The sequence below is a fragment of the Acidobacteriota bacterium genome (assembly GCA_040756905.1).
Taxonomy (GTDB): domain Bacteria; phylum Acidobacteriota; class Aminicenantia; order JBFLYD01; family JBFLYD01; genus JBFLYD01.
The window spans coordinates 1-21,764 of record JBFLYD010000061.1 but is presented as its reverse complement, the minus strand read 5'-3'; the positions used below and the strand labels follow the sequence as shown (position 1 = coordinate 21,764).

Sequence of the window (21,764 nt, the reverse complement as noted above, 5' to 3'; positions counted from 1 at the left end):
TTATTGACTTAAAATGTCAACTTTTCCTATATAAGACAATGGTTTGTCAAATTTCTTTTCATTTCCGACTACTAATATGCATAACAATTCCGGATGAAGATATTTTAAAGCAGCTCCTTTTACATCTTGTGCATTTATATTTGGTATTTCATTTATAATATATTGGAAATAATCCAATGGAAGCCCTTGATATTCATAATATAAAATGCGAGCTAATATTTTTTCTGGGGAATCAAATTGAAAAACATATGAATTTATAAGAAATTCTTTGACTTGATTAACTTCTTTATCGGTAATGGGTTCTTCACAAATTTTATTTAATTCATTTAAAATGCATTGAATAGTTTCTACGGTGGTATTACTTCTTGTAGATGCAGAAATAACGAAGGCTCCTGGATAACAAAAAGAAGGCCAATACATGGAGAAAATGTCATAAGATAACCCTAATTCTGACCGTATCTTTTGGTAAAGTCTTGAGGAAAATGATTGTCCTCCAAATAATAAATCCAATATCAATAAAGCTATATAATCTTTATTATAAGGATTATCCTTATCTAACATAATGCCTAAATGTCCTATTCTTATTTTTGATTGATTTACATTTTCTTTCACAATTAAATTAACCGATGCCTCTCTTTTGACCTTTACTTCAGGGAAAGGAGGGTTTTTATTGATTGACTTTGGCCATTTTCCAAAAACTTCTTCGAAAGAGGTTATTATCTCATCCTTATCAAATTTTCCCCAAATGGCTAAACTAATATTATTAGGGTGAATAAATTGGTTATAAAATTTAAAAAGGTCTTCTTGTTTAATATTATTTGTTGTCTCTTTAGTTGGAGTTCTTGCATAGGGACTATTTTCCCCATATAAAAGCTTTTGAAATTTAGTAAAGGCTAAAGAATCAAGATCTTTTTTTTCTCTTTCCATAAAATCCAATAAATTTTTTTTGGCTAAACTTAATCTATCAGTTTCAAATGATGGGTTAATAAGGATTTCAGATAATATTTTCAAAGAACGTTTAAAGTTATCTTTGTTACAACTCATTCTTATCTGACCATTAATTAAGGAAATCTTAATAAAAAGTTTAGTTCCCAATGAATCAAGTTCTTCATCTATTACTTTAGCATTAATATATTTTGTACCTCCCATTCTAAGCATTTCCCCAGCAATAGTAGCTAATCCGATTTTATCGGTAGGATCAAATACAGAGCCTGCTCTTATAATACCAAATATTTCAATTTTTTCAGAATTGTCAACTTTCAGAAGGTGCAATTTCATTCCATTAGAAAATTCGTGATGACGAATTGAATGAATATCAAATTTTTTTGAAGGAATATTACTTGTGTCTTTGATATTCGGATCCGATGGTAATGAAAGAAAAATAAAGATTAATGGAAAAAGAATCAATTTAATTCTTTTCATTTTAACTCCCACAAATAATTTTCAATTTTACTCATCCTTTTCAGGATCAACAGTAAAAACGACAACTCTATTTCTTTTATTAAAAAATTTATTTATAACTCGTTTAATATCTTTTATTGATACATTTCTGACTTCATTCTCATATTGAAATAATTTTTTCCAATCCCCTTTTATCATTTCAAAATAAGCTAATCGTTGTGCTATTCCCAAATTTGATTGCAATTTTTTTTCAAAATTAGCTAATAAATGATTCTTAGCTTTATTTAATTCATTTTCAGTTAAAAGTCTTCTTTTAAAGTCTTCGATATTTTGATAAATTATGGATTCTATCTGTGGAATAGAATTATTTAAAAATGGAAATGCCCAAAACACGAAAAGCGTAGAATATTTTGCCCCTGGGAATTTTGGATTACAAACAACAGATGAGGCTATTTTCTCATCTATTACTATTTGTTTATAAAGAAGTGAGCTTCTATAGCCAGCAAAAAGTGAAGCTAAGATATCAAAAACAGGGTCATCTGGATTATTGGCATTAGGTCTACGATATGCAATTAAAATAGCAGGGTAATCTAAATTTTCCACTTCTATTCTTCGTTCGCCATTCTGTAAAGGTTCATCGGAGATAATAGTTTTAGCAGAATCTTTTCGATTGAAAGATTTAAAATAATGTGCAATTAAATTAATAACTCGGTGAGGATCTACATCTCCTACAATGGCCAGTAGTATTTTATTCGATATGTAATTTTTTTTAACAAAATCTAAAACATCCTTGATCTCAATATTCTCAAGATCAGATATATATCCTCCTATGGGGTTTCTATAAGGATGCCTTAGAAAAGCTACTGAAAGCATTAGAGCATTTAACTTCTGAAGTGATTTTTCATCATGAAGAAATTTCTCTTCAAGAACTATATTTTTTTCTTGATAAAATGATCTCAAAGAAGGATTTACAAGACTTTCAGATTGGAATTTGATAAACAATTCTACTTTATCAGAAGGGAGACTACAAAAATAAAGTGTACAATCTGGGGATGTTTTTGCGTCAATATTAATACCCCCTTCTCCTTGTATTTGTAGAATATTTATATTTTCTGAATCACAATCGGAGATTCTAACACTCTCAGTTCCTTCAAATAACAAAATGTGTTCCACGAGATGGGCAAGGCCGGATTTCAATGGCTTTTCATCTAAACTCCCAATATTGACATATGTGAGAAAAGAAACAGTAGAGGTTTCGTGCTTAGGAAGGATAAGAATTTTCAGACCATTACTAAGGGTATTACATATTATCTTTTCTTCCCATTCTTTATAAAATTCACTGAGTGCAAAAAAGGGTAAATTTGTAAGAATAATAAAAATTAATGTTTTAAATAGAACTTTTATAATTGTAACTTTGCTAAGTCTGCTTTTTTTCATTTTTTTCGTTTTTATATACCATGTATATTCAAAATTTTAATACCTACTCTCTTTAAAGTAATCCTCATAACTTTTGGTCACTTATTAGGAATATCACTTTTCTGTGTCTCTTCTCTTTGATGAATAAGATAAAACAATTTTAATATTTCCTTTAAATTATATTTCCATAATTCACACATTTCAGGTGGTTTTTTTCCCGCAAGTCTAATTCTTGGGCAGCCTCCCATACAAATCGGCAGATATAAGCATTTCACGCATTCCTCATATGCAAAGGGATCCCATCCGAGATAATCGTATAATTTACTTGTAACAATATTATCTTTAATATTTCCTACAGACCATTCTTTCTCTCCTATGTCTGTCCAGCATTTATATAAGAGCCCTTCTGGATCTACTGCATAATTTGCCCACGAATCCGCAGAGCAATATCCAAGTTTCGGTGAGGGCATTTTTTTAATAATAGGATCTTTATCTAAGACTTCTCTTGAAAATTTAATTTGCAATTCTGCATATTCTTTTCTTGTAAAACATTTATCCACATAATTACTACAAGTCTCTGTGTAACCAAGAACGGGTGAAAAACTAATATTTATTCTTTTTAATATCCCTTCTTTTTCTAACAATTCTAAAAGTTCTGGTGCTCTTGCATAGTTTTCTTTGTCTATATTAACTCTTAAAATAATTCTAACCTTTGTCTTATTGGATAGATTCTTTATATTATTCAATATTCTATCAAAGGTAGGATCTCCATTCTCTAATTTCCTTCTGTTATTATGAATATCCTTTGGTCCATCCATTGTTATTTGAATATTATTAATCTGGTAATTTTCTAATTTATCGATAATTCTATCATCTAATAAATAACCGTTAGTTATAATTCCAGAAGAATAAGGTATTTTACTCTCATTACAAATCTCAATAAATTTCTCAGATAATCTAAAAATAATGTCCTCTGTTAAAAGGGGTTCTCCTCCGTACCATGTAACTCCAAAAAGTATCTTGTCTATTAAAGCTTTTTTAGTAAAATCTATTAAATCATCTTGCGTTTGTTCACTCATGTCGATTTTCTTAATTCTCTGGTAACAATATGTGCATTTAAAATTGCAATTTAGAGTTGGAGCAATTGTCAAACCAAAACTTCTTTTATAAAACCTTCCGAGCATATTTCTAACTTTTAGAATTTTAAGTTCGTCAACATCGTCTTCAACCAAAAATTTTCCATAAATTAATTTTTTATACAATTCAGAGCTTTGTAATTTTTGTAAATCGCTTTTATTTTCTAATATGGTCTTTATAATCTCAGCACTTTCACTCTCTAATTTGACTAAAGCAAGTGATAATAAGTTATATAAAAGAACGTATTCTTTTTCCTCTAAAAATAAATTATATTTTGAAGCTTTCATTTTTTTCTTTAGAGAGACGGGATTCTTATACCCCGCCTCTCTTGGCTCAACTCTTTATCCCGCGCAGCTCTTCCATCCATAACAGACATCGCAACCTTGCCAACTTCTACAATAAGTCTCACACCATTCTGCACATACACCTGCTGCAGATGAAGCTGTTCCTGAATCTGGACCAATTTCAAATCCATTTAACAAATCGAATAAAGTAATGGGTTCCAATAAGAATATCATCTCTTTTCACCTCCTTTCGTATAAATTTTTTAGCCTATCATAAAACTCGCAATCCCTTATCACATAAGGATTTGCAGATACCCATGTTTTTCTTTTCACCTCTACCGAACAAACTAGTGTCATTACTACATTCCTTAAGTATCATTTTTAAAAATTTACCTCTTTTAGAAGGGAGTGAGGTGAAATTTTTCTCTCGCTTTTTCTCATATTTCTAAAAATTGATTTTTTTATTTTTACCTTCCTCCTTTTTATTTAGAATTTAAATGAATATTTTTCAACAAAAATCATATGGCTTTATTTTTGTTTATATGGCTTTATTTTTTGAAACATGGTTTTATTTTTGGTGACATGGCTTTTATTTTGGTAAAAGTGAGTTAAATCCTTTTCTGACAAACGATGGAGCTACACCGAATAAATAGTGGAATCTCTTTGTAAAAGAGAGAGGGTCTTTGTATTATGTGTAAATATTTTCCTATAGGGTGAATAATTTACCCATATCAATTGACTTAAATTCTTTTCTTTGATAAAAGAAGAGAAGATGAGAATTAAAGAAAAGATAAAAACTCTTATTAAAAAAGATTATTTTAAAGAATACGGGAAAGACCCTTATCAGGAGGTTATCAAGGCAGTTACCTATGTTGTGGATTATGAGATTTTAAAGAAAACACTTCTTGCAAAGCTTCAGGAATTTATTCCAGTTGAAACAGTTCTCTTTTATCTTTTAAATCCAGAAAAAGATTTATATGAGCCAATTATAGCTACAGGTTACAAGCTCCGAGCCACAGGCTCAGGGCCTCAAGCTATAAACTTAGAGTTAAATGAAGATGAAATAAAATTTTATAAATTTTCAAAAGATGATCGTCTTATAAAATGGCTGAGAATAAACAAGAAGGAACTCAATCTAAGAAAAAATCCTAATATTTTTGATTATTTAGCTCTTAAAGAGAGGGAAATCCTTGGTATTTTTAATGTAGAGTTAAGTCTTCCCCTTATATCATTGAATAAACTTATAGGAATGGTATTTCTTGGAACAAAAAAGGATAGTTCTCCTTATTCTTCTGAAGAAATTAGATTTTTGAGGTTTTTTTCCTATCAGGCCTCATTGGCTTTTGAGAATGCTTTGCTTTTAAAAGAAAAAAAGGAAAGCTTTATAAAAATGGTAAGAGCGGATAGACTGGCGACAATAGGTCAGTTGGCATCAGGAGCTGCCCATGAGATAAAGAACCCTCTAACAACCATAAAAAGCACTCTTCAATATATAAAAAAATATTATGGGGAGGAGAACTCTAAAAAAGAACTTATCGAAAAAATACTGGATGAAACAGACAGGATTGATTCAATTGTAAAGTCTCTTCTTTCTTTTTCAAAAATCGAAGAGCCCCATATGGAGGACATTTCATTAGTTCCTCTGATAGAGAGTTGTATCCAGCTTATAGACAAAAGTCAAAATAAAAATCTAAGAATCAAAAGAAATTACATGAATGAGCCAAAAATAAAAGGTGATTCTTCTCAGTTGAAGCAGGTTTTATTCAATGTATTTTTGAATGCCATGGAAGCAATGCCAGATGGAGGAGAAATAGAAGTTACTGTTGAAACTGTTAACAGAAAGGATAAATTAAGAGGGGAAGAGGTCTTGATAAGGATAAAAGATTCAGGAATTGGAATCACGGAGGAGAACCTGGAAAAGATATTTGACCCTTTTTTCACAACAAAAGAGGAGGGAACTGGATTGGGTCTTTCCATAAGTTATGGAATTATAAAAAAGCATGGTGGAGAGATTGATGTAAAAAGTGAGACTGGAGAAGGGACAGAGGTAATTTTAAAATTACCTGTTTAATTAATATAAACGAATTAAATAAGTTGAGATGGAGGGTATGGCTTTAGCCTTGTATTAAGCAACCCCCGAATCAACCCGTGAAACAAGTTCAGGGCAAGGTTCGGGGCAGGCTCTGAAGGGTTGCCCTACAAATTATTTAGTGCGTTTGTATTAGTTAAAAGGAGAAAAATTAAATAGCTAAGTGAAAAGAGACTAAAAATCAAAAGGTAAAAAAACTTAAAGGAAAAGGAAATGAGGGATAAGGAAAATAAAATACTTATTGTAGATGATGAGGAAGGGATAAGAAACATTCTTTCAAAAGTTCTTAGAGAAGAAGGATTCTCTATAGAAACAGCTATTGATGGGAAAGAAGGGATGGAAAAAGCAGTAAAATTTGCACCGGATATAATTCTTCTCGATTTAAAACTTCCTGATAGAAATGGAATAGAGATTCTCCAGGAGATTAAAAAAATAATACCTCATACAAATGTAATCATCCTCACAGCATATGGAACGATAAGGTCAGCTGTAGAGGCCACAAAGCTTGGAGCATTTGATTATCTTTCTAAACCAGTAGACAACGAGGAATTGATATTAATAATAAAAAGAGCTTTGGAATTGAGTGATCTTAAGGAAGAGGTGAAAAGTCTTAGAAGCGAGCTTCACAAAAGATATGGATTTGGAAATATCATCGGAATGAGCCCTAAAATGAATGATGTTTTTTCTCTGATGGAAAAGTTAATTAAAATAGATGCCACAGTTCTTATAATAGGAGAAACAGGAACAGGAAAAGAATTGGTGGCAAGGGCTATTCATTTTAATTCTCTTCGAAAAAATGCGCCTTTCATAGTCGTAAACTGCGGAGCTATTCCTGAAACTTTAATGGAGTCAGAGCTATTTGGGTATGAAAGAGGTTCATTTACAGATGCAAAGGAGAGAAGGATAGGAAAATTTGAATTAGCTGAAGGAGGAACTGTACTCTTAGATGAAATTGGAGAATTGCCTTTAAGCTCTCAGGTAAAAATTTTAAGAGCAATTGGAGAGAAAGAAATCACGAGAGTTGGAAGCTCCAAAGCTATTCCAGTTAACGTAAGGGTGATTGCAGCAACCAATAAAAATCTGGAAGAGGAAGTAAAAAAAGGAAGATTCAGAGAAGACCTTTTCTGGAGACTTTCGACTGTGACATTGAATTTACCTCCTTTAAGGGAAAGGAAGGAGGATATCCCATTACTGATAGAGCATTTTATCAAAAAATTTAATAAAGAGTTGAATATAGATATAAAGGGTTTATCTTCGGAGGCAAAGAAATGTCTTTTAGATTATTTATGGCCAGGGAACGTGAGAGAACTGGAAAACGCTGTATATGAAGCCATGGTCTTATCCTCGGATGATTTAATTGGAATAGAAGACCTTCCTTCAAGGATTGTGAGAGATTATGGGAATTTCATTGATTATGGAAAATCATTATCAGAGGCAGTTGAAAATATTAGAAAAAAGGTGGAAATTGAAATGATAAAAAGAGCATTGAAGGATTCCAGTGGAAACAAGACCAGGGCAGCAAAATCTCTGGGGATTAGCAGGAAAACCCTTTTTAACAAAATAAAAAATTATAAAATCTGAGTAAAAAAGGATAAGCTACTTTTTTAGATAAATCAGCTTAAAGCAACTAATAACATTCTATCTTATCTTATTCGATCAAAAAAGTAGCCTGTCCGCTTTTTTCTGCATTCATGACGGTTTTCAGGAACCTTCGGTTTCTTGGATACCCTTGCTGCTTAGTAAAAATTAACTTAATTCCTTCTGCCATAAAACACTGTGTACTTATAAAAATTATTAAATGTTGAATTTTGGAAGTTATAGTTATATAAATAATTGAAAAGTTTTTGAAGGAGGAGAGGATGAGAAGAAAAAATAAAGTATCGTTAGCTTTAATATTTTTATTTCTTCTGGCTTTTTCGATAAATTCATTTTCTGAGGTTCCCCCACCAGAGAAATTTTTAGGTTTTAAAGTAGGAGAGGATAAGAAGCTTGCGGATTATAATAAAATAAGGGGGTATTTTGACCTTCTTGATAAAAACTCAGAGTGGCTGAAAGTTGTCTCTCTTGGAAAAACAACTCTAAACAATGATTTTTTTATGGCAATAATTACTTCCCCTAAAAATTTTTCAAAACTTGATTACTATCGAGGAATTTCCAAGAAATTGGCTGACCCTCGAGGAGTTACCTTGGATGAGGCGAGAAAGCTTTCGAAAGAGGGAAAAATAGTAGTTCTTGTTACGATGAGTTTGCACAGCACAGAAATTGCTGCTTCCCAGATGTCAATGGAATTAGCATATAGTTTAATTACAGGAAAAATCCCATTCGATCGTGACAAGGTTCTTGATGATATTATATTTCTTTTGATGCCTTGCATCAATCCTGACGGTAACATTATGGTAGTTGACTGGTATAACAAATATCTTGGAACTGAATATGAAGGTGGTTCAATGCCATGGCTCTATCATCATTATGCAGGTCATGATAATAACCGTGACTGGTTTATGTTCAACCTGAAGGAGACAAGAATTGTTTCTAAAGTTTACTATCAGGATTGGTTTCCCCAAATAATCCTCGACCAGCATCAGATGGGTTCAACAGGAGCAAGACTTTTTGTTCCGCCTTACATGGACCCTCCAAACCCGAATGTTCATCCTTTAATATGGAGAGCACTTGCATTGATTGGTTCAAACATGGCCTTAGACCTCGAAGAGAATGGAAAAAAAGGAGTAATCGATGGAAGCATGTATACAGGATGGTGGGAAGGAGCTTCGATTTATACTCCATGGTGGCATAACATGATTGGAGTTCTCACCGAGGCTGCCTCTGTTAGAGTTGCTTCTCCCATACATATTGAGGAAAATGAGCTGAGCATCGAAAGAGGAGGAACTGATTATTCGATAAAAATGAAATTTCCAAGCCCCTGGCAAGGAGGATGGTGGAGATTAAGAGATATTGTTGAATACGAGATGATTGCTGTTTATAGCTTACTTGAAACATCCTCAAAATATAAAGAAGAATTTTTGATGAATTTCTGGAGAATGGGTAAAGATGCAATCGATAAAGGAAAGACTGAACCTCCGTTCGCCTATCTTATTCCTCCTGATCAGTGGGATAGTATAGCAGCTTCAAAATTTATTGAAATAATGATGTTAGGTGGCATTGAAGTTCACAAGGCAAAGAAAAGTTTCAAAGTAGAAAACACAGAGTACCCAGCAGGAACATATGTAATTTTAATGGACCAGCCTTACAGAAACTATATCAAAGATATGCTCGAACGCCAGAGACACCCTGAGTTAAGACTTTATCCAGGTGGTCCTCCGATAAGACCTTATGATGCTGCTGGATGGACATTGTCCCTTCAGATGGGAGTAAATGTTTTAGAAGTTAATCAGAAACTCACGATAGGAAACCTGGAGAAGTTAAAAGCAGCTGATTATCCAGAAGGATATTTTGAAGGAAAGTTTTCTAATTATATCCTTGATACAAGGATAAATGAAAATTTCAGAGGAGTTAATAGAATTCTTGCAAAAGGATATGAGGTTTTCAGGTCTGAAAAAGAGATTTCGAGAGGCAATTTGAGCTTTCCTCCAGGCTCATTTGTGGTGAAAGCTCAAGAAAAAGATTTAGATTTATTGAAGAAAATATCGGATGAGCTACATATAAATTTTTATGGATTGGAGAAAATTGAAGGACTGTCTTTAAGAAAGATAACGATGCCAAAGATTGCTCTTTACAAACCATGGGTGGTATCGATGGATGAGGGATGGACAAGGTTAATTCTTGAAAATTTTGAGTTCAATTTCAAAAACATAGAAAACAAAGACTTTAGAGAGGGCAAATTAGAGGAATTCGACACAATCATAATTCCTGACATGGATGCAAGTATTATCATCAATGGAAGGCCTGCAGGCGAGTTTGCAAGATTTTTCGCTCCTCTTCCGAAAGAATATAGCGGAGGAATTGAAAAAGAGGGACTTGAGAATTTGAAGAAATTCATAAAAAATGGTGGGAATTTAGTTCTTTTTGATTCAGCATCTTCTTTAGCCATAGAACATCTTGATGTTCCTGTTGTGAATGCTTTAAGAACTCTGAAAAGTGAGGAATTTTTTTGTCCTGGTTCACTTTTGAAAATCAAAATTGACAACAGGCATCCCATAGGATGGGGAATGCCTGAGGATGCTTCAGCATTCTTCATGCAAAGTGTTGCCTTCAGAACGACAATTCCAAGAATAAATTTTGACAGAAGAGTTGTTGGTTATTATCCAAACGAACCTCTCCTTCAGAGCGGATGGATTTTAGGGGAGGAGAATTTAAAAAGAAAAGCTGCTGTAGTTGATGTTCAGTATGAAAAAGGAAAGATTATCTTACTCGGGTTCAGAGTTCAACACCGTGCTCAGACAGTGGGAACATTTAAATTGTTCTTCAATTCTCTTCTTCTTGGGAAAGGGAAGTAATAAAACTTATTTTAAAAGAAGCAATACTATCTAAAAATAAAAAAATGAACTTTTAGAAATGAGATTTCGTTTATGTTTTTGGAAATGGAATTAGTGCTAAATGGATTGGCAGAAGATAGTAAAGAATTCCATAGATGGAGATAAGGATTCATGGGAATTTCTGGTAAGAAATTTTACAAAAAGGATTTTTAACATGGCATATCAATTTTCACTGAGTAAAGTTGAAGCCGAAGATCTCACCCAGGAGATATTCATCAAATTATGGAATTCTTTAAATAAATACGACTTTAAAGTGGGTTTTCCTTTATGGTTCATAAGGCTGGCGAGAAATCATTTGATTGACTGGTACAGGAAACATAAAAGAGAAAAGAGTGGAATTGAAAGGTTTAAAGAAGAAGTAAGTTTTTCTGAAAGAGATGAAAGTTCTGAATATGTAAGGGAATTTGTATGGGAAGGGATAAAGGCATTAACGCCAGAATCAAGGCTATCTATTATTTTCCGGGATATTCAGGGTTTAAGCTATCAGGAAATTGCAGAGATTCTCGACCTTCCTCTGGGAACGGTTAAGTCAAGAATAAACAGGGCACGCCTTGAGCTGGCAAAGATATTGATTGAAGAAAAAAAGAGGGTTAAAAATGGGAGAATGTGAAAGAATAAGAGATTTATTGAGTTTTTACGTTGAGAAGAGCATTGATCAGGCTTCAATTCATGAGATAGAAGTCCATCTTGAAAAATGTGGAGAGTGTGGAAATTATTATGAATCTTTAAGGGATGTTATCGTTTCTCTTTCGAATTTTCCTGAGATTGAACCTGAAGAGGAGCTGATTGAAAGAATTCTTACATCCACATCCCTAAAAGGAGTTAAGAAAGCGCCCAGATATTTCGGATTCCCATACCGTATAGAACTGGCGTTTTCTTTACTTCTGATTTTTCTTGTTGTTTATGTCCCATCTCCAAGAAAACAGTTGTTTTTTGAAAATGTGAATAAGAGCACTCATATAATGTTAGGTCAGATCGAGAAATTGTATTCAAAAACTTCCATATTGCTCGATAATCTGAATACTTTAAAAGATTTTATCACTTTATCATACAAAGAGAGAGCTGATATAATCCCAGGAATTCTTGAGAAGAAAGAAAAACCGGAAAGAGAAAGTTCTTCATCCGTTTCAACTAAAATAGCTGTTGCCAATATCAACAACAGAAAAGATAAATTTGATAATTTTTATATAAATATTTAAGTATATAAGGAGGAGAAATGAGCTGCTTTTATCATCCAGAAAGGGAAGGGAAATTTGTATGCGTCCATTGTGGAAAATCTCTCTGTGATGAATGCATGATAGAAGTTGATGGAAAAGTTTATTGTAAGGAATGTGTAAAGGATGAAGTAAAAAAAGTTACCACTTATGAGAAGAAAAAATCCCCGGGACTTGCTGCAGTGCTTGCAATAGTTCCAGGGCTCGGTGCCATTTACAATGGTCAGGTTCTTAAGGCAGTTACTTTTATTTTAATATTTGGGATTCTGATTGGCATTCAGGGTCGAGCTCGTGGAGTGGAAGAAGTAATTTTTGGTCTTCTTATAGCAGGATTTTACTTTTTTATGATTGTTGATGCTTATAACACTGCAAAATCGATAAATTTAGGAGAAGAGTATAGACCTACCTTAAAATTGGGAAAAGAAGAAGGTTCGATTTTCTGGGGTATGGTATTGATTGTACTGGGAGTGATATTTCAGCTTGCTAACTGGAGAGTTTTTTCTTATGACGATGTGTTAAGATTGTGGCCGCTTATTTTGATTTTTATATCATTCAGGATGCTTTATGTATGGCACAGAGAAGCAAGAAAGAGGGAGGAAAAATAAAATGAAACAAAAAAGAACAGAGTCATTAATTTTCGGTTTGATTCTTCTCGTAATTGGGGTATTGTTTTTAATTCATAATTTAGGATACAGATTTGATGTATGGGATATAATTGCTGATTACTGGCCCCTTATATTGATTGTGATTGGAATTAAATATCTCTATGAAGGATTGAAGAAAAAAATCTTATGAAAACAAGGGACATAATAATTGTTATTTTGGTAATCCTGTTCGGAATAGGTCTCCATTTTGTAAAAAATTATGATTTTAAAGGAATAGAAATAGATGACTTTTTTAAAACCAGAGGGATTCCTTTCGAATTTAAAGAAGAAAAAGAACTTGTTCTGGAGCCTCCTTCTTATATCAAAATCTTAAATAAATACGGCTATGTTAAATTCATCGGAAAAGATACGAATAAACTAAGAGCTCAGATAACAAAAAAAATATGGGCGAAGAATCGAAGAGAAGCAGACTTGATAAACAAAAAAGTCTCTCTTGTTATTGATAAATTTAATAACAGAATAGATATATCAGTTAATAGAGATGAAATTTCAAAGAGAAAGAGAAAAATTGAAATTTATATGGATTTAGAAGGACCAAAATCCTCTGATTTGTTTATTGGAGCTTCATACTGTGAAATCTCAGCAGAGAAAATTGATGGTAATGTTGAAGTAGAAAATAAATATGGGAAAATAGAAGCAAGAAATATAGGGAAAAATCTTTCGATTAAAAACTCTTATGGGAACATTGAAACTTATGATATAGTTGGAGATTTAGACATTGAGACAAAATATTCTAAAATATCTTCAGACAAAATTTCAGGGAATGTGAAAATATACAATAAGTATGGGGAGATCGATGTAAAAAATGTCTTAAAAAGTGTTCTGATTAAATCCGATTATTCAGGTATTGAAGCGGAAAATATTATAGAAAATTTATCCATTGGGAATTCTTATAAAGATATTAGATTGAAGAATGCAGGAAAGGTGGAAATTAGGACAAAACATTCCTCTGTCATTGCTAAAGATGTGAGAAAGGGATTTGTCATTGAAGGTGATTATTGTAGTTTGGATGCCGAAAATATGAAGGGAGATTTCATACTATTCGGAAAACACACTAAACTCTATGGGAATGAAATAGAGGCAGGCTTCATCGATATTAGTACTAACTATGAAGATGTTTATCTTGCTAACTTTTCTGGAAAAGTAAAAATTAATTTGAGAAACGGCTCGATATTTCTCAAGCCAGTTACAATAAATGATGAAATTGAAGTGGATAGCGAGTATTCAAACATAGAATTGTCACTTCCTAAAAAATCCATGGTTTATCTTATTTCCAGAGCAAGGGGTGGTGATATAATATCCGATTTTCAGTTCCCTAAATTCACTTCAAGAATTGAGGGGACTGAAAAAGTTTTTATCGCTGGTGATGAAAAGGATATTAGGATATCCCTCAAAACATCTTATGGGAATATAAAGATTTATTAATACAATAAAAATCAGGAGAGTTTGTTTATATAAGAAGAGAGCTTACATATGATTTTAAAATTTAAATAAGATATTAAATTTGTTACATCCCTTTTATATTTAGTAACATATCTTGCAAAGTTAATTTCTTCCGCCCACCTCAATTGATTTTCAAAATCAGATATTTCTTCTTCCAGTTCAATTAAAAAGTGTTTTATCGATCGATATTGAGTTATTATCTCAATGAGGTCATTAGAGGATAATTCATGAAGGTTTATGTAAGGAGGAATCGTTGGTAAAGTCTTCTTTGTGTGAGAGTAAAGTTCTCCAACCAATTCCTTGATTTCCCTCATATAAGTGGATTTATATTCCTTCTGATTCTTGAGCTTCTCATTTCCTCTTTTGACTAATATTTCATACTGGTCTTTTATAGAGTGAACAAATTCATCAATTCCATAATATTTTCTTTTAAAATGGAATAGATCAATAAAATCTCTTCCGATATAAATTTTATCTTCATAATGGGAGATTATTTCTTTAGGTGAGTGTGTGTAATATTTTACTTCATATTTTTTTCCATTTGAATTTCTTTCTCTCAATCGAGCAATCATTAGATAATCATTCTGTTCAATAAAATAACTATTGTTTTCTAATATAACAGTATAGTGAATTAGATTTTTTAATAGATACAGTTTGAGCCAGCTTAAAAGAGTTTCTTTTGTACTGACAAATTCACTTATTTTTTCATTTGATGAAGGACTGAGGATTGTATACCTCGGAGAAAATAGGAAAAGAGTATCGCCATATCCTATCTCCAGGTAAATATTTTTTAATACCTCTCTCTGAAGATCATCCAAGGGGAATTTTTCTACAGGAATCAGATTATCTACTTTCAGTTTTTGTAATTCTAATATCTCATTCATTAGAAAAAATGTTAACACAGAAAAAAATAAAAAATCAAATCAAGTCAACACAAAGTTTTCGTTCTTACAATTATTGAGGAAGCAAGTAAAGTTTTGTGATTGTTAAAAAAAACAGGAGCAACCATGCCCGCTCCGCATTCGTGACGGTTTTCTCCGCCACCCTTGCTGCCCAGAAAAGTTAAATTAAATTCTCTTAACACAAACTTTACTTGCTTCCATTATTGATAAATAATTGATTTATCTGATAAAATAAATTATATGAAAAAAATCTTCCTGCTGTTAATCCTTATGAATTCTTTTATTTTCAGCCAGAATATTGAGTCTCTTTTAGACTGTTTTGTAAGAAAAGTTTCTAATAGTCTAAATTTTGACGAGCAGAGAAGAATATCGATAAAAGAGTTTGTAAATTTATCCGAAAGGGATTCGTATTTTCTTCAGAATGTTTATCAATTGATGAGGAAAAAGTTTGAGGATATTTTAGACGGTAAGGTTATATTTGGTGATTATATTTTATCCTTTGACGATAGTGGGGGATATGTCGATCAGCCATATGAGGAGAAAATTGACTATTACGTATTTTTGTATTACTGGGAAGACGCTAAAAGAATAGGAATAAGTGCAAAATTATACGATGGAAAGATAGAACAATTAATCAATTTTGTTTTCTGTTCAGGAAAAAAAGATGAAAGAGAAATTGATATATTTAGAAAGCCTCTTTCAGTATCGAAAATTCATCCCTTTATTCAACTTTTTAAAAGCTCTCCTTTTTTCTTTAAAATTCTTGATGCATGTATTATTGATGAAAATAAATTGGGAATCTTAACATCTGATAAATTTTTTATATATTCGATAAAAGAGAAAAATTTGATAGAGGAAAAAAAGATAAGTTTAGACTGGAGGTTGCCTTTATATCCGTCTCAAGATGAAGTGGGAAAAATCCTGAAATATAATACCGATGATAAAGAATATATTATATTATCATCCTCATTCTCCGATAATTCAATTTTATATCAAGTTCAGGGTGAGGAGTTAGTATTGAGTAGATACGCAAATTTTGTTCCTTTGATCAAATTGAGGATAGGAGATAATAAATATGTATTATTTTCTGATTTTCAAAACGGAAAAAATTATTTTACAGGACAAATCAGTTTAATAAAGGAGGAGGATATATTTTTAAATGAAGGAGATTCACCTGTGGCAGAGACTTTAAAATATAATCTCGTTCCTTTCTATTCGATCCAGGCTATGAACGATGAAAATGGTGAATTTATTGGGATATATCTTGTTGATGAGCAGGGGAAGCTGAGGTATTTTAATAAAAAGTTTAAAGAAATTGGATTTCCAGAAAGTAAAGTTGGTGATCAGTTGTGTGTTATAGAAAATATCTTAATTTTAACTGAACATTCCTCTGAAATTAACAAAGATCAGCTTAATTTTAAAGTTGCAAATGGATTACAAAAGATTGGTGAAGCTAAGATAGACGGAAATATTTTGTCGCTCTCAGAAGGAAAAATTGAGGATGAGAACTGTTTTGTCACCGTAGAAAAGTTCAGGACAGAATTGGGAACGGATGAATATGTTATTTCATTGTATAAAAGAAGAAAATGAATAAGAAGATAATCCTTATAATTTTATCTACATTTTTCATATTCTTTACACGTCCTCGATATGGAGGAATTTTAAATTTATACTTGAATGAACCCATATCTATTGTTCCATATGAAACTGGCATAGAAGATTTTAATTTTCTTCCTCTTTTATGGGAAAATTTTTTAATTCTTAAAAAAAATATGAGCTTAAATTCTTCAATCTTTAAGAATTGGAGCTCTCAGAACGATTTTAAAAGATGGGAATTTAGAATAAAAGAAAGCTTATTCTTTTCAGATTTAACTCCGATTGAAAGCTCGGTTTTAAAGAAATCTTTGGAAACATACATAAAAAGTGGAACACCAGGGGCAGAAAAATTGGCTGCTAAAATTTCTGGAGGTAATGAATTTCTGCAAAATAAATCGTTGAAAATTAAAGGAATAATCGACGAAGAGCCTTTAAAACTCGTGATAGATTTAATAAACTCTGAACCAGATTTTCCACTCATGTTATCAACTCCTTATTTATTTGTTTTCTCAGAAAGAAAAAACTCTTATTCAGGCCCCTTTGTATTGGATTCCTGGGTAAAAGGAGAAAGAATAGAACTTTTGCCCAACCAGAATTATTTCAAAGGGATGCCATACATTGAGAAATTGCAAATTTTCTTCTCAGGGAAAGAAAATCCTGAAATAACTTTTGATTTTTATAAAGTAGAAAACAACCTGAATGAGTCTCACGAATTGATAGAGGGAAAGAACAGGATGGTGTATTTATTATTCAACCCCTCTCAGATGAACGAGAATTCTCGAAAAGCTTTCGTTTCTCTGATACTTACTAAATGGAGAAATAAAAATAACAGGATAAAACTCGCATCTTGTTTTTTTCCTGAAAAAGAAGTAGGATTTGTGTTAGATTTTCCAGGAATAAAAGATTTTAGAGCCTATCTTCCTTATTTAGATATAAATTTGGGAATAGAAAAAGAGCTTGAATTCATGCAAAAGGACCTGGAAAATGTATTTAAAGAAGAGCTTAAAATCAATCTCTTTTATTTCTCGAGTAAAGAAAAGAAGAAAATCATAGAGGATGGTTCGTTTCAAATTCTTTTAGTGGAAGAAATGTTTTTTCCATATCAGGAGGATGGGGAAAGATTAATATATTTACTTGATGATGTTTTATATTCTACCTTGGATGCAGATTATATAGAGGTTTTTAACGTGTTAAAAGATCGGGAAAAGATTTCGGACATCAATGTAAAAAAAGAATTATTCTTTTTCTCTCAGAAGAAATTAATTGAGAAAGCGATTATTATTCCCCTTTTCTATTTCAAAGAAAATTTTTCATTCAATAAGAAATTTGAAGGTCTTGAAGTCGATGTCTATGGTAGACCTCTTTTCTCCAGCGTTAGAAAAAGATTCCCATCCTGATACTTCTGTTCAAAATTGCATTTATATTATGGTATGATTGTGTCAGTAAACTGTTTTGATGAAAGATATAATGTATAATTCCCAGCTGAGTCAAGGGTTTCAAGCTGTAGCCAGAGGAATAAAGAACTTAATTCAAAAGAAACCTTTTTCTGTTTCATTTGAAATAACACATTCCTGTAATGCTAATTGCCATCATTGTGACAAGGGAGGGAAGATAGCAAACGAGAAATTAGCGAACGCATCAGAATACACTTCTATATGCAAAGAACTAAATCCGATAGTGGCTCAGCTTTCAGGAGGAGAACCTTTACTTCGAAATGACATCTTAGAGATTGCTGAGAAAATGAGAGCTTTGGGTAGTCTTCCTATCATTGTTTTGGTGACCAATGCTTCTCTCCTGACTTTAGAGAAATATAAATTACTTAAGGAAGCCGGCGTAGATCAATTCTGTATTTCCATTGACTTCCCTGACCAAAAACATGATCAAAACAGGAATATTCCAGGATTATTTCAACATCTAAAGGAATTGATCCCTTCATTGGCTGCTCAGAGGAATAATGACATAACGATAATGACGGTTATCAGAAAAGAATCTTTACAATACCTTACTCAAATGGCAACTTTAGCTAAGAAGTGGGATGTTAAATTCAATCTTACCTGTTATACTCCTCTTCGAACAGGTAAGTTTGTACATTTTATTACGGGAAATGATTTACTAAGGCTTAAAAAGGTAATCGAGAAACTTAACGAATTCCGGAAGAAAACACGGGTTTTTATTCCTACTAAACGGGTCTTATCAAGGTATTACCAATATTTCCAGAATAGAGGAATGCCCGGGTGCCAGGCAGGGATAAGACATTTGGTGGTGAATCCTGATGGAAAACTTGTTCCATGCGCTATGTTTTATAAGAGTGGTTACAGAACCCAGGAGGAATTAATTAACAAGTTCTCCTTAAATAATAAGTGTGACCAATGCTACATCAGTATGAGAGCAAATTCGGAAAAGCCAATTTGGGAAATGCTCTTTGACAATCTTCCATTATATTTGAGATCTATCTTAAGCCATTAGTAAATGGAAATTTCTATTTCTAAAAAATCTATTTATAGAGGGTTAAGAAGATTCATTTTTTTGACCCTCATCTTTCTTAAAAATTTAAATTCTAAAGCAAGATTATGGGATTGCTGGGGAGCTAATCTCGCGAATATGTTTTTAGCCTCAGTTACTCCTTTCTAAACACAAACAGATTGAAATTTTAAAATATAACTGCTTAAATAGAAACAATCAAAAAAGGAAAAAAAAATGTCACTTTCATCAAAATCTCCTGTGGAAAAACTCCTCTCCTTAAAGAAATCCAATGATTTCTTAGATATATTACTTTCTGATTACCTTAAAAAATTTATTAAAATTGCTGATGTATCCTTTGGCTCATTCTTTATCTTCAAAAAAGAAAAAAATGATTTCTCCCTGATTGCAATGAAAAAGACAAGAGAATATGAGAAAAAAGAGAACGCCTCAGAAGAGTAGAAGAAGGAAAAAAAGAATAATTCCTCATGTTCTTAAAGAAATGAAACCATACATAACAAATAACTGTGAAAAAGATTCTCTCCATATATCATTTAGAAAAGAGAAAATACTCTCAGAGATGGTCATCCCCTTTGAGATAGATAGAGAAAGAATAGGAATTTTAGTTTTACCCTCTATGAGGAAAAATCATTTCAAAGAATCCCATCTAAAAAGAATTGAACCTATCATAAACAGATTTCTCTTTGATTATCTTTTCCTCTTAGAGTTTTTTAGATTCTTAAAAGAAAAAAAGGGATTTAAAAAAGATTTATAGTATATCAGACCAGATTGCTGCTACAGATATTACTATGCGATTATATTTATAGTTTAAAAATTCATGGAGTTTTATTATAATGAGAAAAAAGATGAAGCTAATTTTTGTTATATTTTTTTTAACAGTAACCTTTCAAATCTCTGCGCAGGATAAAGAAGGAGATTTAATAAATAAAGATTTTCTACTGGATTTGGTTGCAGGATTATTAAAATTAGATAGAATTGATGAAGCCGTAGATGTTTTGAATAAGCTAAGCGCTTCATTTCCTGAAAATTATGATATTCGCCTTTACAGAGGGATCGCCCTTTGCATGAAAAAGGATTATGAATCTGCATTTTATGAGTTTCAAAAGATTGACAACTCTCTTGATCTTCAGAAGAGAACAAGAGGTCATATAAGACCTCTTAGAGCGGATGATATGGCATTGGCTGCAGTTTCATTACAAAAGGAGAGGTTTACATTTTCTCCAAAAAATACAGGTTTATTATACTTTGGAAGGGGTGTTACCTTAATAATCCTGAAGGAAGATTATAAAACAGCTGCGGGAAAGCTCACCTCTGCCATAAAGAAAGGATATGATGAGGCAAATGTTAGATATCTTTTGATCCACTTGTATTTGAAATTGAAAGATTATAAAAAGGCTGATGAAGAGTTGAAGAGGCTATCGGAAAGAAAAGGAATGGATGAGGTAGATTATTTCATAAAAGGATACTTGCACTACCAGAGAGGTTTGGAAAAAGACGCTATCTCCTTCTTTAAAAAGGCTATAGAAATTAATTCAAATTTGATGGAAGCTAAAAAGAATTTAGCCTGTATCTATTACAATAAAGGTGAATGGGAAAAAGCGGCTGAAATATGGAAATCAGTTTTAGAGATGGCTCCTGAGGATATTGAATCAAAGTTAAATATTGCAAGAGCTTATTTTTATCTTGGAAGATTAGATGAAGCAAAAAAACAATTCGAAACGCTCAATATATCCATCCCCATTGAAAAATACAGTCCTAAGAAAATTCCCTTAATCTTTATCCCATTGGAGAATTGGATCAAATTTAATGTCAGATACCAAATAGATTATGAAGCCCTATTAAAATATGGAGTTGATATAGAAAAATTGAGGAAAATGGGGGTTAAGCCTTCCATGGTTTCTGCTACTTTAAACGAAAGAGCCCTTTTAATTTTAAGAACAGAAGGAAAAATCGAAGAAGCAATCAAGATTTTAGAGCTTGCTACTCAGATAGATAGAACATCCTTTTTTATAAATTACAATCTGGGACAACTTTATTTTAACTCAGGAAAATTAGAAAAGGCAAAAGAATATGCCTTAAAAGCTATCCAAAACAAAAAGAATTTTCTTGAGGCGCATGATTTACTGGGAAATGTATATTTTAAGGAGGGAAAATACAATGATGCATTGGAGGAATTTAAAAGAGTAGTAGAAATCTCCGAATCTGATGCTCAAGGTCATTATAATCTTGGATGTGCTTATTGGGCATTGAATGAATTGGAAAAAGCTGAAGAGGAATGGAGAAAGGCAATTATCTTTGATAAACAAAGACTCAGCAAAGAAAAGGAAGAAAAATTCATTGAGGATGGACTGAGTATTTCAATGATAGTTCGGAAAGTGCCTGTTTCTTACCGTGCCCACATCTCCCTTGCCTCCCTCTATGAAAGGAAAGACTTAATTGAAGATACCATAAAAGAATATGAAAAAGCAGTTGAAACTGAACCAAACAATCCAGAAGCCTATTTTGAGCTCGGAAGAGTGCATATTCCGATGAATCTGGCCACTGATTCTGATTGAAACCGGCCACCTGTCGGAGCGAAGTGACGCTGAATTTTCATTATACCTCAGAGTGGCTGGATTGAGTCAAGGATGACTTTCTTTTCCT

At 32.3% G+C, this 21,764-nt stretch carries 19 protein-coding genes; 14 read left to right on the top strand and 5 right to left on the bottom strand.

Annotated elements, in window-relative coordinates:
• The 4 genes from AB1410_10855 to AB1410_10840 form a co-directional block, all read right to left on the bottom strand.
• Complete coding sequence (locus tag AB1410_10855; GenBank protein ID MEW6457196.1) at nucleotides 1-1,422, bottom strand: pitrilysin family protein; 1,422 nt, start codon at nucleotides 1,420-1,422, stop codon at nucleotides 1-3.
• A 27-nt stretch (nucleotides 1,423-1,449) separates the two neighbouring features.
• The gene (locus tag AB1410_10850; protein MEW6457195.1) at nucleotides 1,450-2,838 is read right to left on the bottom strand and encodes a pitrilysin family protein; all 1,389 of its coding nucleotides are present in this window, start codon (nucleotides 2,836-2,838) and stop codon (nucleotides 1,450-1,452) included.
• 77 nt (nucleotides 2,839-2,915) lie between these two features.
• Nucleotides 2,916-4,241, bottom strand: coding sequence for a radical SAM protein (locus AB1410_10845; GenBank protein MEW6457194.1), 1,326 nt, complete (start codon nucleotides 4,239-4,241; stop codon nucleotides 2,916-2,918).
• 54 nt (nucleotides 4,242-4,295) lie between these two features.
• Nucleotides 4,296-4,472 carry a hypothetical protein gene (locus tag AB1410_10840; GenBank protein ID MEW6457193.1) on the bottom strand — a complete coding sequence of 59 codons (177 nt, stop codon included), beginning with the start codon at nucleotides 4,470-4,472 and terminating at the stop codon, nucleotides 4,296-4,298.
• Between the two features lie 538 nt (nucleotides 4,473-5,010).
• Between AB1410_10840 and AB1410_10835 the strand changes: the two genes are divergently transcribed.
• The 8 genes from AB1410_10835 (at nucleotide 5,011) to AB1410_10800 (ending at nucleotide 14,124) form a co-directional block, all read left to right on the top strand.
• Nucleotides 5,011-6,309 carry an ATP-binding protein gene (locus AB1410_10835; GenBank protein ID MEW6457192.1) on the top strand — a complete coding sequence of 433 codons (1,299 nt, stop codon included), beginning with the start codon at nucleotides 5,011-5,013 and terminating at the stop codon, nucleotides 6,307-6,309.
• 231 nt (nucleotides 6,310-6,540) lie between these two features.
• The gene (locus AB1410_10830; protein ID MEW6457191.1) at nucleotides 6,541-7,908 is read left to right on the top strand and encodes a sigma-54 dependent transcriptional regulator; all 1,368 of its coding nucleotides are present in this window, start codon (nucleotides 6,541-6,543) and stop codon (nucleotides 7,906-7,908) included.
• Nucleotides 7,909-8,186: 278 nt separating this feature from the next.
• Nucleotides 8,187-10,781 (top strand): M14 metallopeptidase family protein, encoded by a 2,595-nt coding sequence (locus AB1410_10825; GenBank protein ID MEW6457190.1) that lies wholly within the window; start codon nucleotides 8,187-8,189, stop codon nucleotides 10,779-10,781.
• Nucleotides 10,782-10,881: 100 nt separating this feature from the next.
• Nucleotides 10,882-11,430 (top strand): sigma-70 family RNA polymerase sigma factor, encoded by a 549-nt coding sequence (locus AB1410_10820; protein ID MEW6457189.1) that lies wholly within the window; start codon nucleotides 10,882-10,884, stop codon nucleotides 11,428-11,430.
• Nucleotides 11,417-12,019, top strand: a complete 603-nt coding sequence (locus AB1410_10815) for a zf-HC2 domain-containing protein (GenBank protein MEW6457188.1) — start codon at nucleotides 11,417-11,419, stop codon at nucleotides 12,017-12,019. Before AB1410_10820 ends, AB1410_10815 begins: the two co-directional genes overlap by 14 nt.
• A gap of 17 nt (nucleotides 12,020-12,036) precedes the next feature.
• Nucleotides 12,037-12,639, top strand: a complete 603-nt coding sequence (locus AB1410_10810) for a DUF5668 domain-containing protein (protein MEW6457187.1) — start codon at nucleotides 12,037-12,039, stop codon at nucleotides 12,637-12,639.
• Between the two features lies 1 nt (nucleotide 12,640).
• Nucleotides 12,641-12,829, top strand: coding sequence for a DUF5668 domain-containing protein (locus AB1410_10805; GenBank protein MEW6457186.1), 189 nt, complete (start codon nucleotides 12,641-12,643; stop codon nucleotides 12,827-12,829).
• Complete coding sequence (locus AB1410_10800; GenBank protein ID MEW6457185.1) at nucleotides 12,826-14,124, top strand: hypothetical protein; 1,299 nt, start codon at nucleotides 12,826-12,828, stop codon at nucleotides 14,122-14,124. Before AB1410_10805 ends, AB1410_10800 begins: the two co-directional genes overlap by 4 nt.
• A gap of 11 nt (nucleotides 14,125-14,135) precedes the next feature.
• Here the strand turns inward: AB1410_10800 and AB1410_10795 are convergent, their stop codons facing one another.
• Nucleotides 14,136-15,026, bottom strand: coding sequence for a hypothetical protein (locus tag AB1410_10795; protein MEW6457184.1), 891 nt, complete (start codon nucleotides 15,024-15,026; stop codon nucleotides 14,136-14,138).
• A 258-nt stretch (nucleotides 15,027-15,284) separates the two neighbouring features.
• Here AB1410_10795 and AB1410_10790 point away from each other — a divergent pair, with 258 nt between their 5' ends.
• The 6 genes from AB1410_10790 to AB1410_10765 all read left to right on the top strand — a co-directional run bounded on the left by AB1410_10790 (nucleotide 15,285) and on the right by AB1410_10765 (nucleotide 21,676).
• Entirely contained in the window at nucleotides 15,285-16,634 is a 1,350-nt protein-coding gene (locus tag AB1410_10790; GenBank protein MEW6457183.1) for a hypothetical protein, read from the top strand.
• Complete coding sequence (locus tag AB1410_10785; protein MEW6457182.1) at nucleotides 16,631-18,037, top strand: ABC transporter substrate-binding protein; 1,407 nt, start codon at nucleotides 16,631-16,633, stop codon at nucleotides 18,035-18,037. The genes AB1410_10790 and AB1410_10785 overlap by 4 nt, the downstream gene beginning before the upstream one ends.
• Nucleotides 18,038-18,107: 70 nt before the next feature.
• The gene (locus AB1410_10780; GenBank protein ID MEW6457181.1) at nucleotides 18,108-19,106 is read left to right on the top strand and encodes a radical SAM protein; all 999 of its coding nucleotides are present in this window, start codon (nucleotides 18,108-18,110) and stop codon (nucleotides 19,104-19,106) included.
• Between the two features lie 231 nt (nucleotides 19,107-19,337).
• Nucleotides 19,338-19,562 carry a hypothetical protein gene (locus AB1410_10775; GenBank protein ID MEW6457180.1) on the top strand — a complete coding sequence of 75 codons (225 nt, stop codon included), beginning with the start codon at nucleotides 19,338-19,340 and terminating at the stop codon, nucleotides 19,560-19,562.
• Nucleotides 19,531-19,875, top strand: coding sequence for a GAF domain-containing protein (locus AB1410_10770; GenBank protein MEW6457179.1), 345 nt, complete (start codon nucleotides 19,531-19,533; stop codon nucleotides 19,873-19,875). The genes AB1410_10775 and AB1410_10770 overlap by 32 nt, the downstream gene beginning before the upstream one ends.
• Nucleotides 19,876-19,954: 79 nt before the next feature.
• A complete protein-coding gene (locus AB1410_10765; GenBank protein ID MEW6457178.1) occupies nucleotides 19,955-21,676 on the top strand; it encodes a tetratricopeptide repeat protein in 1,722 nt (573 codons plus the stop codon).
• Nucleotides 21,677-21,764: the final 88 nt, after the last annotated feature.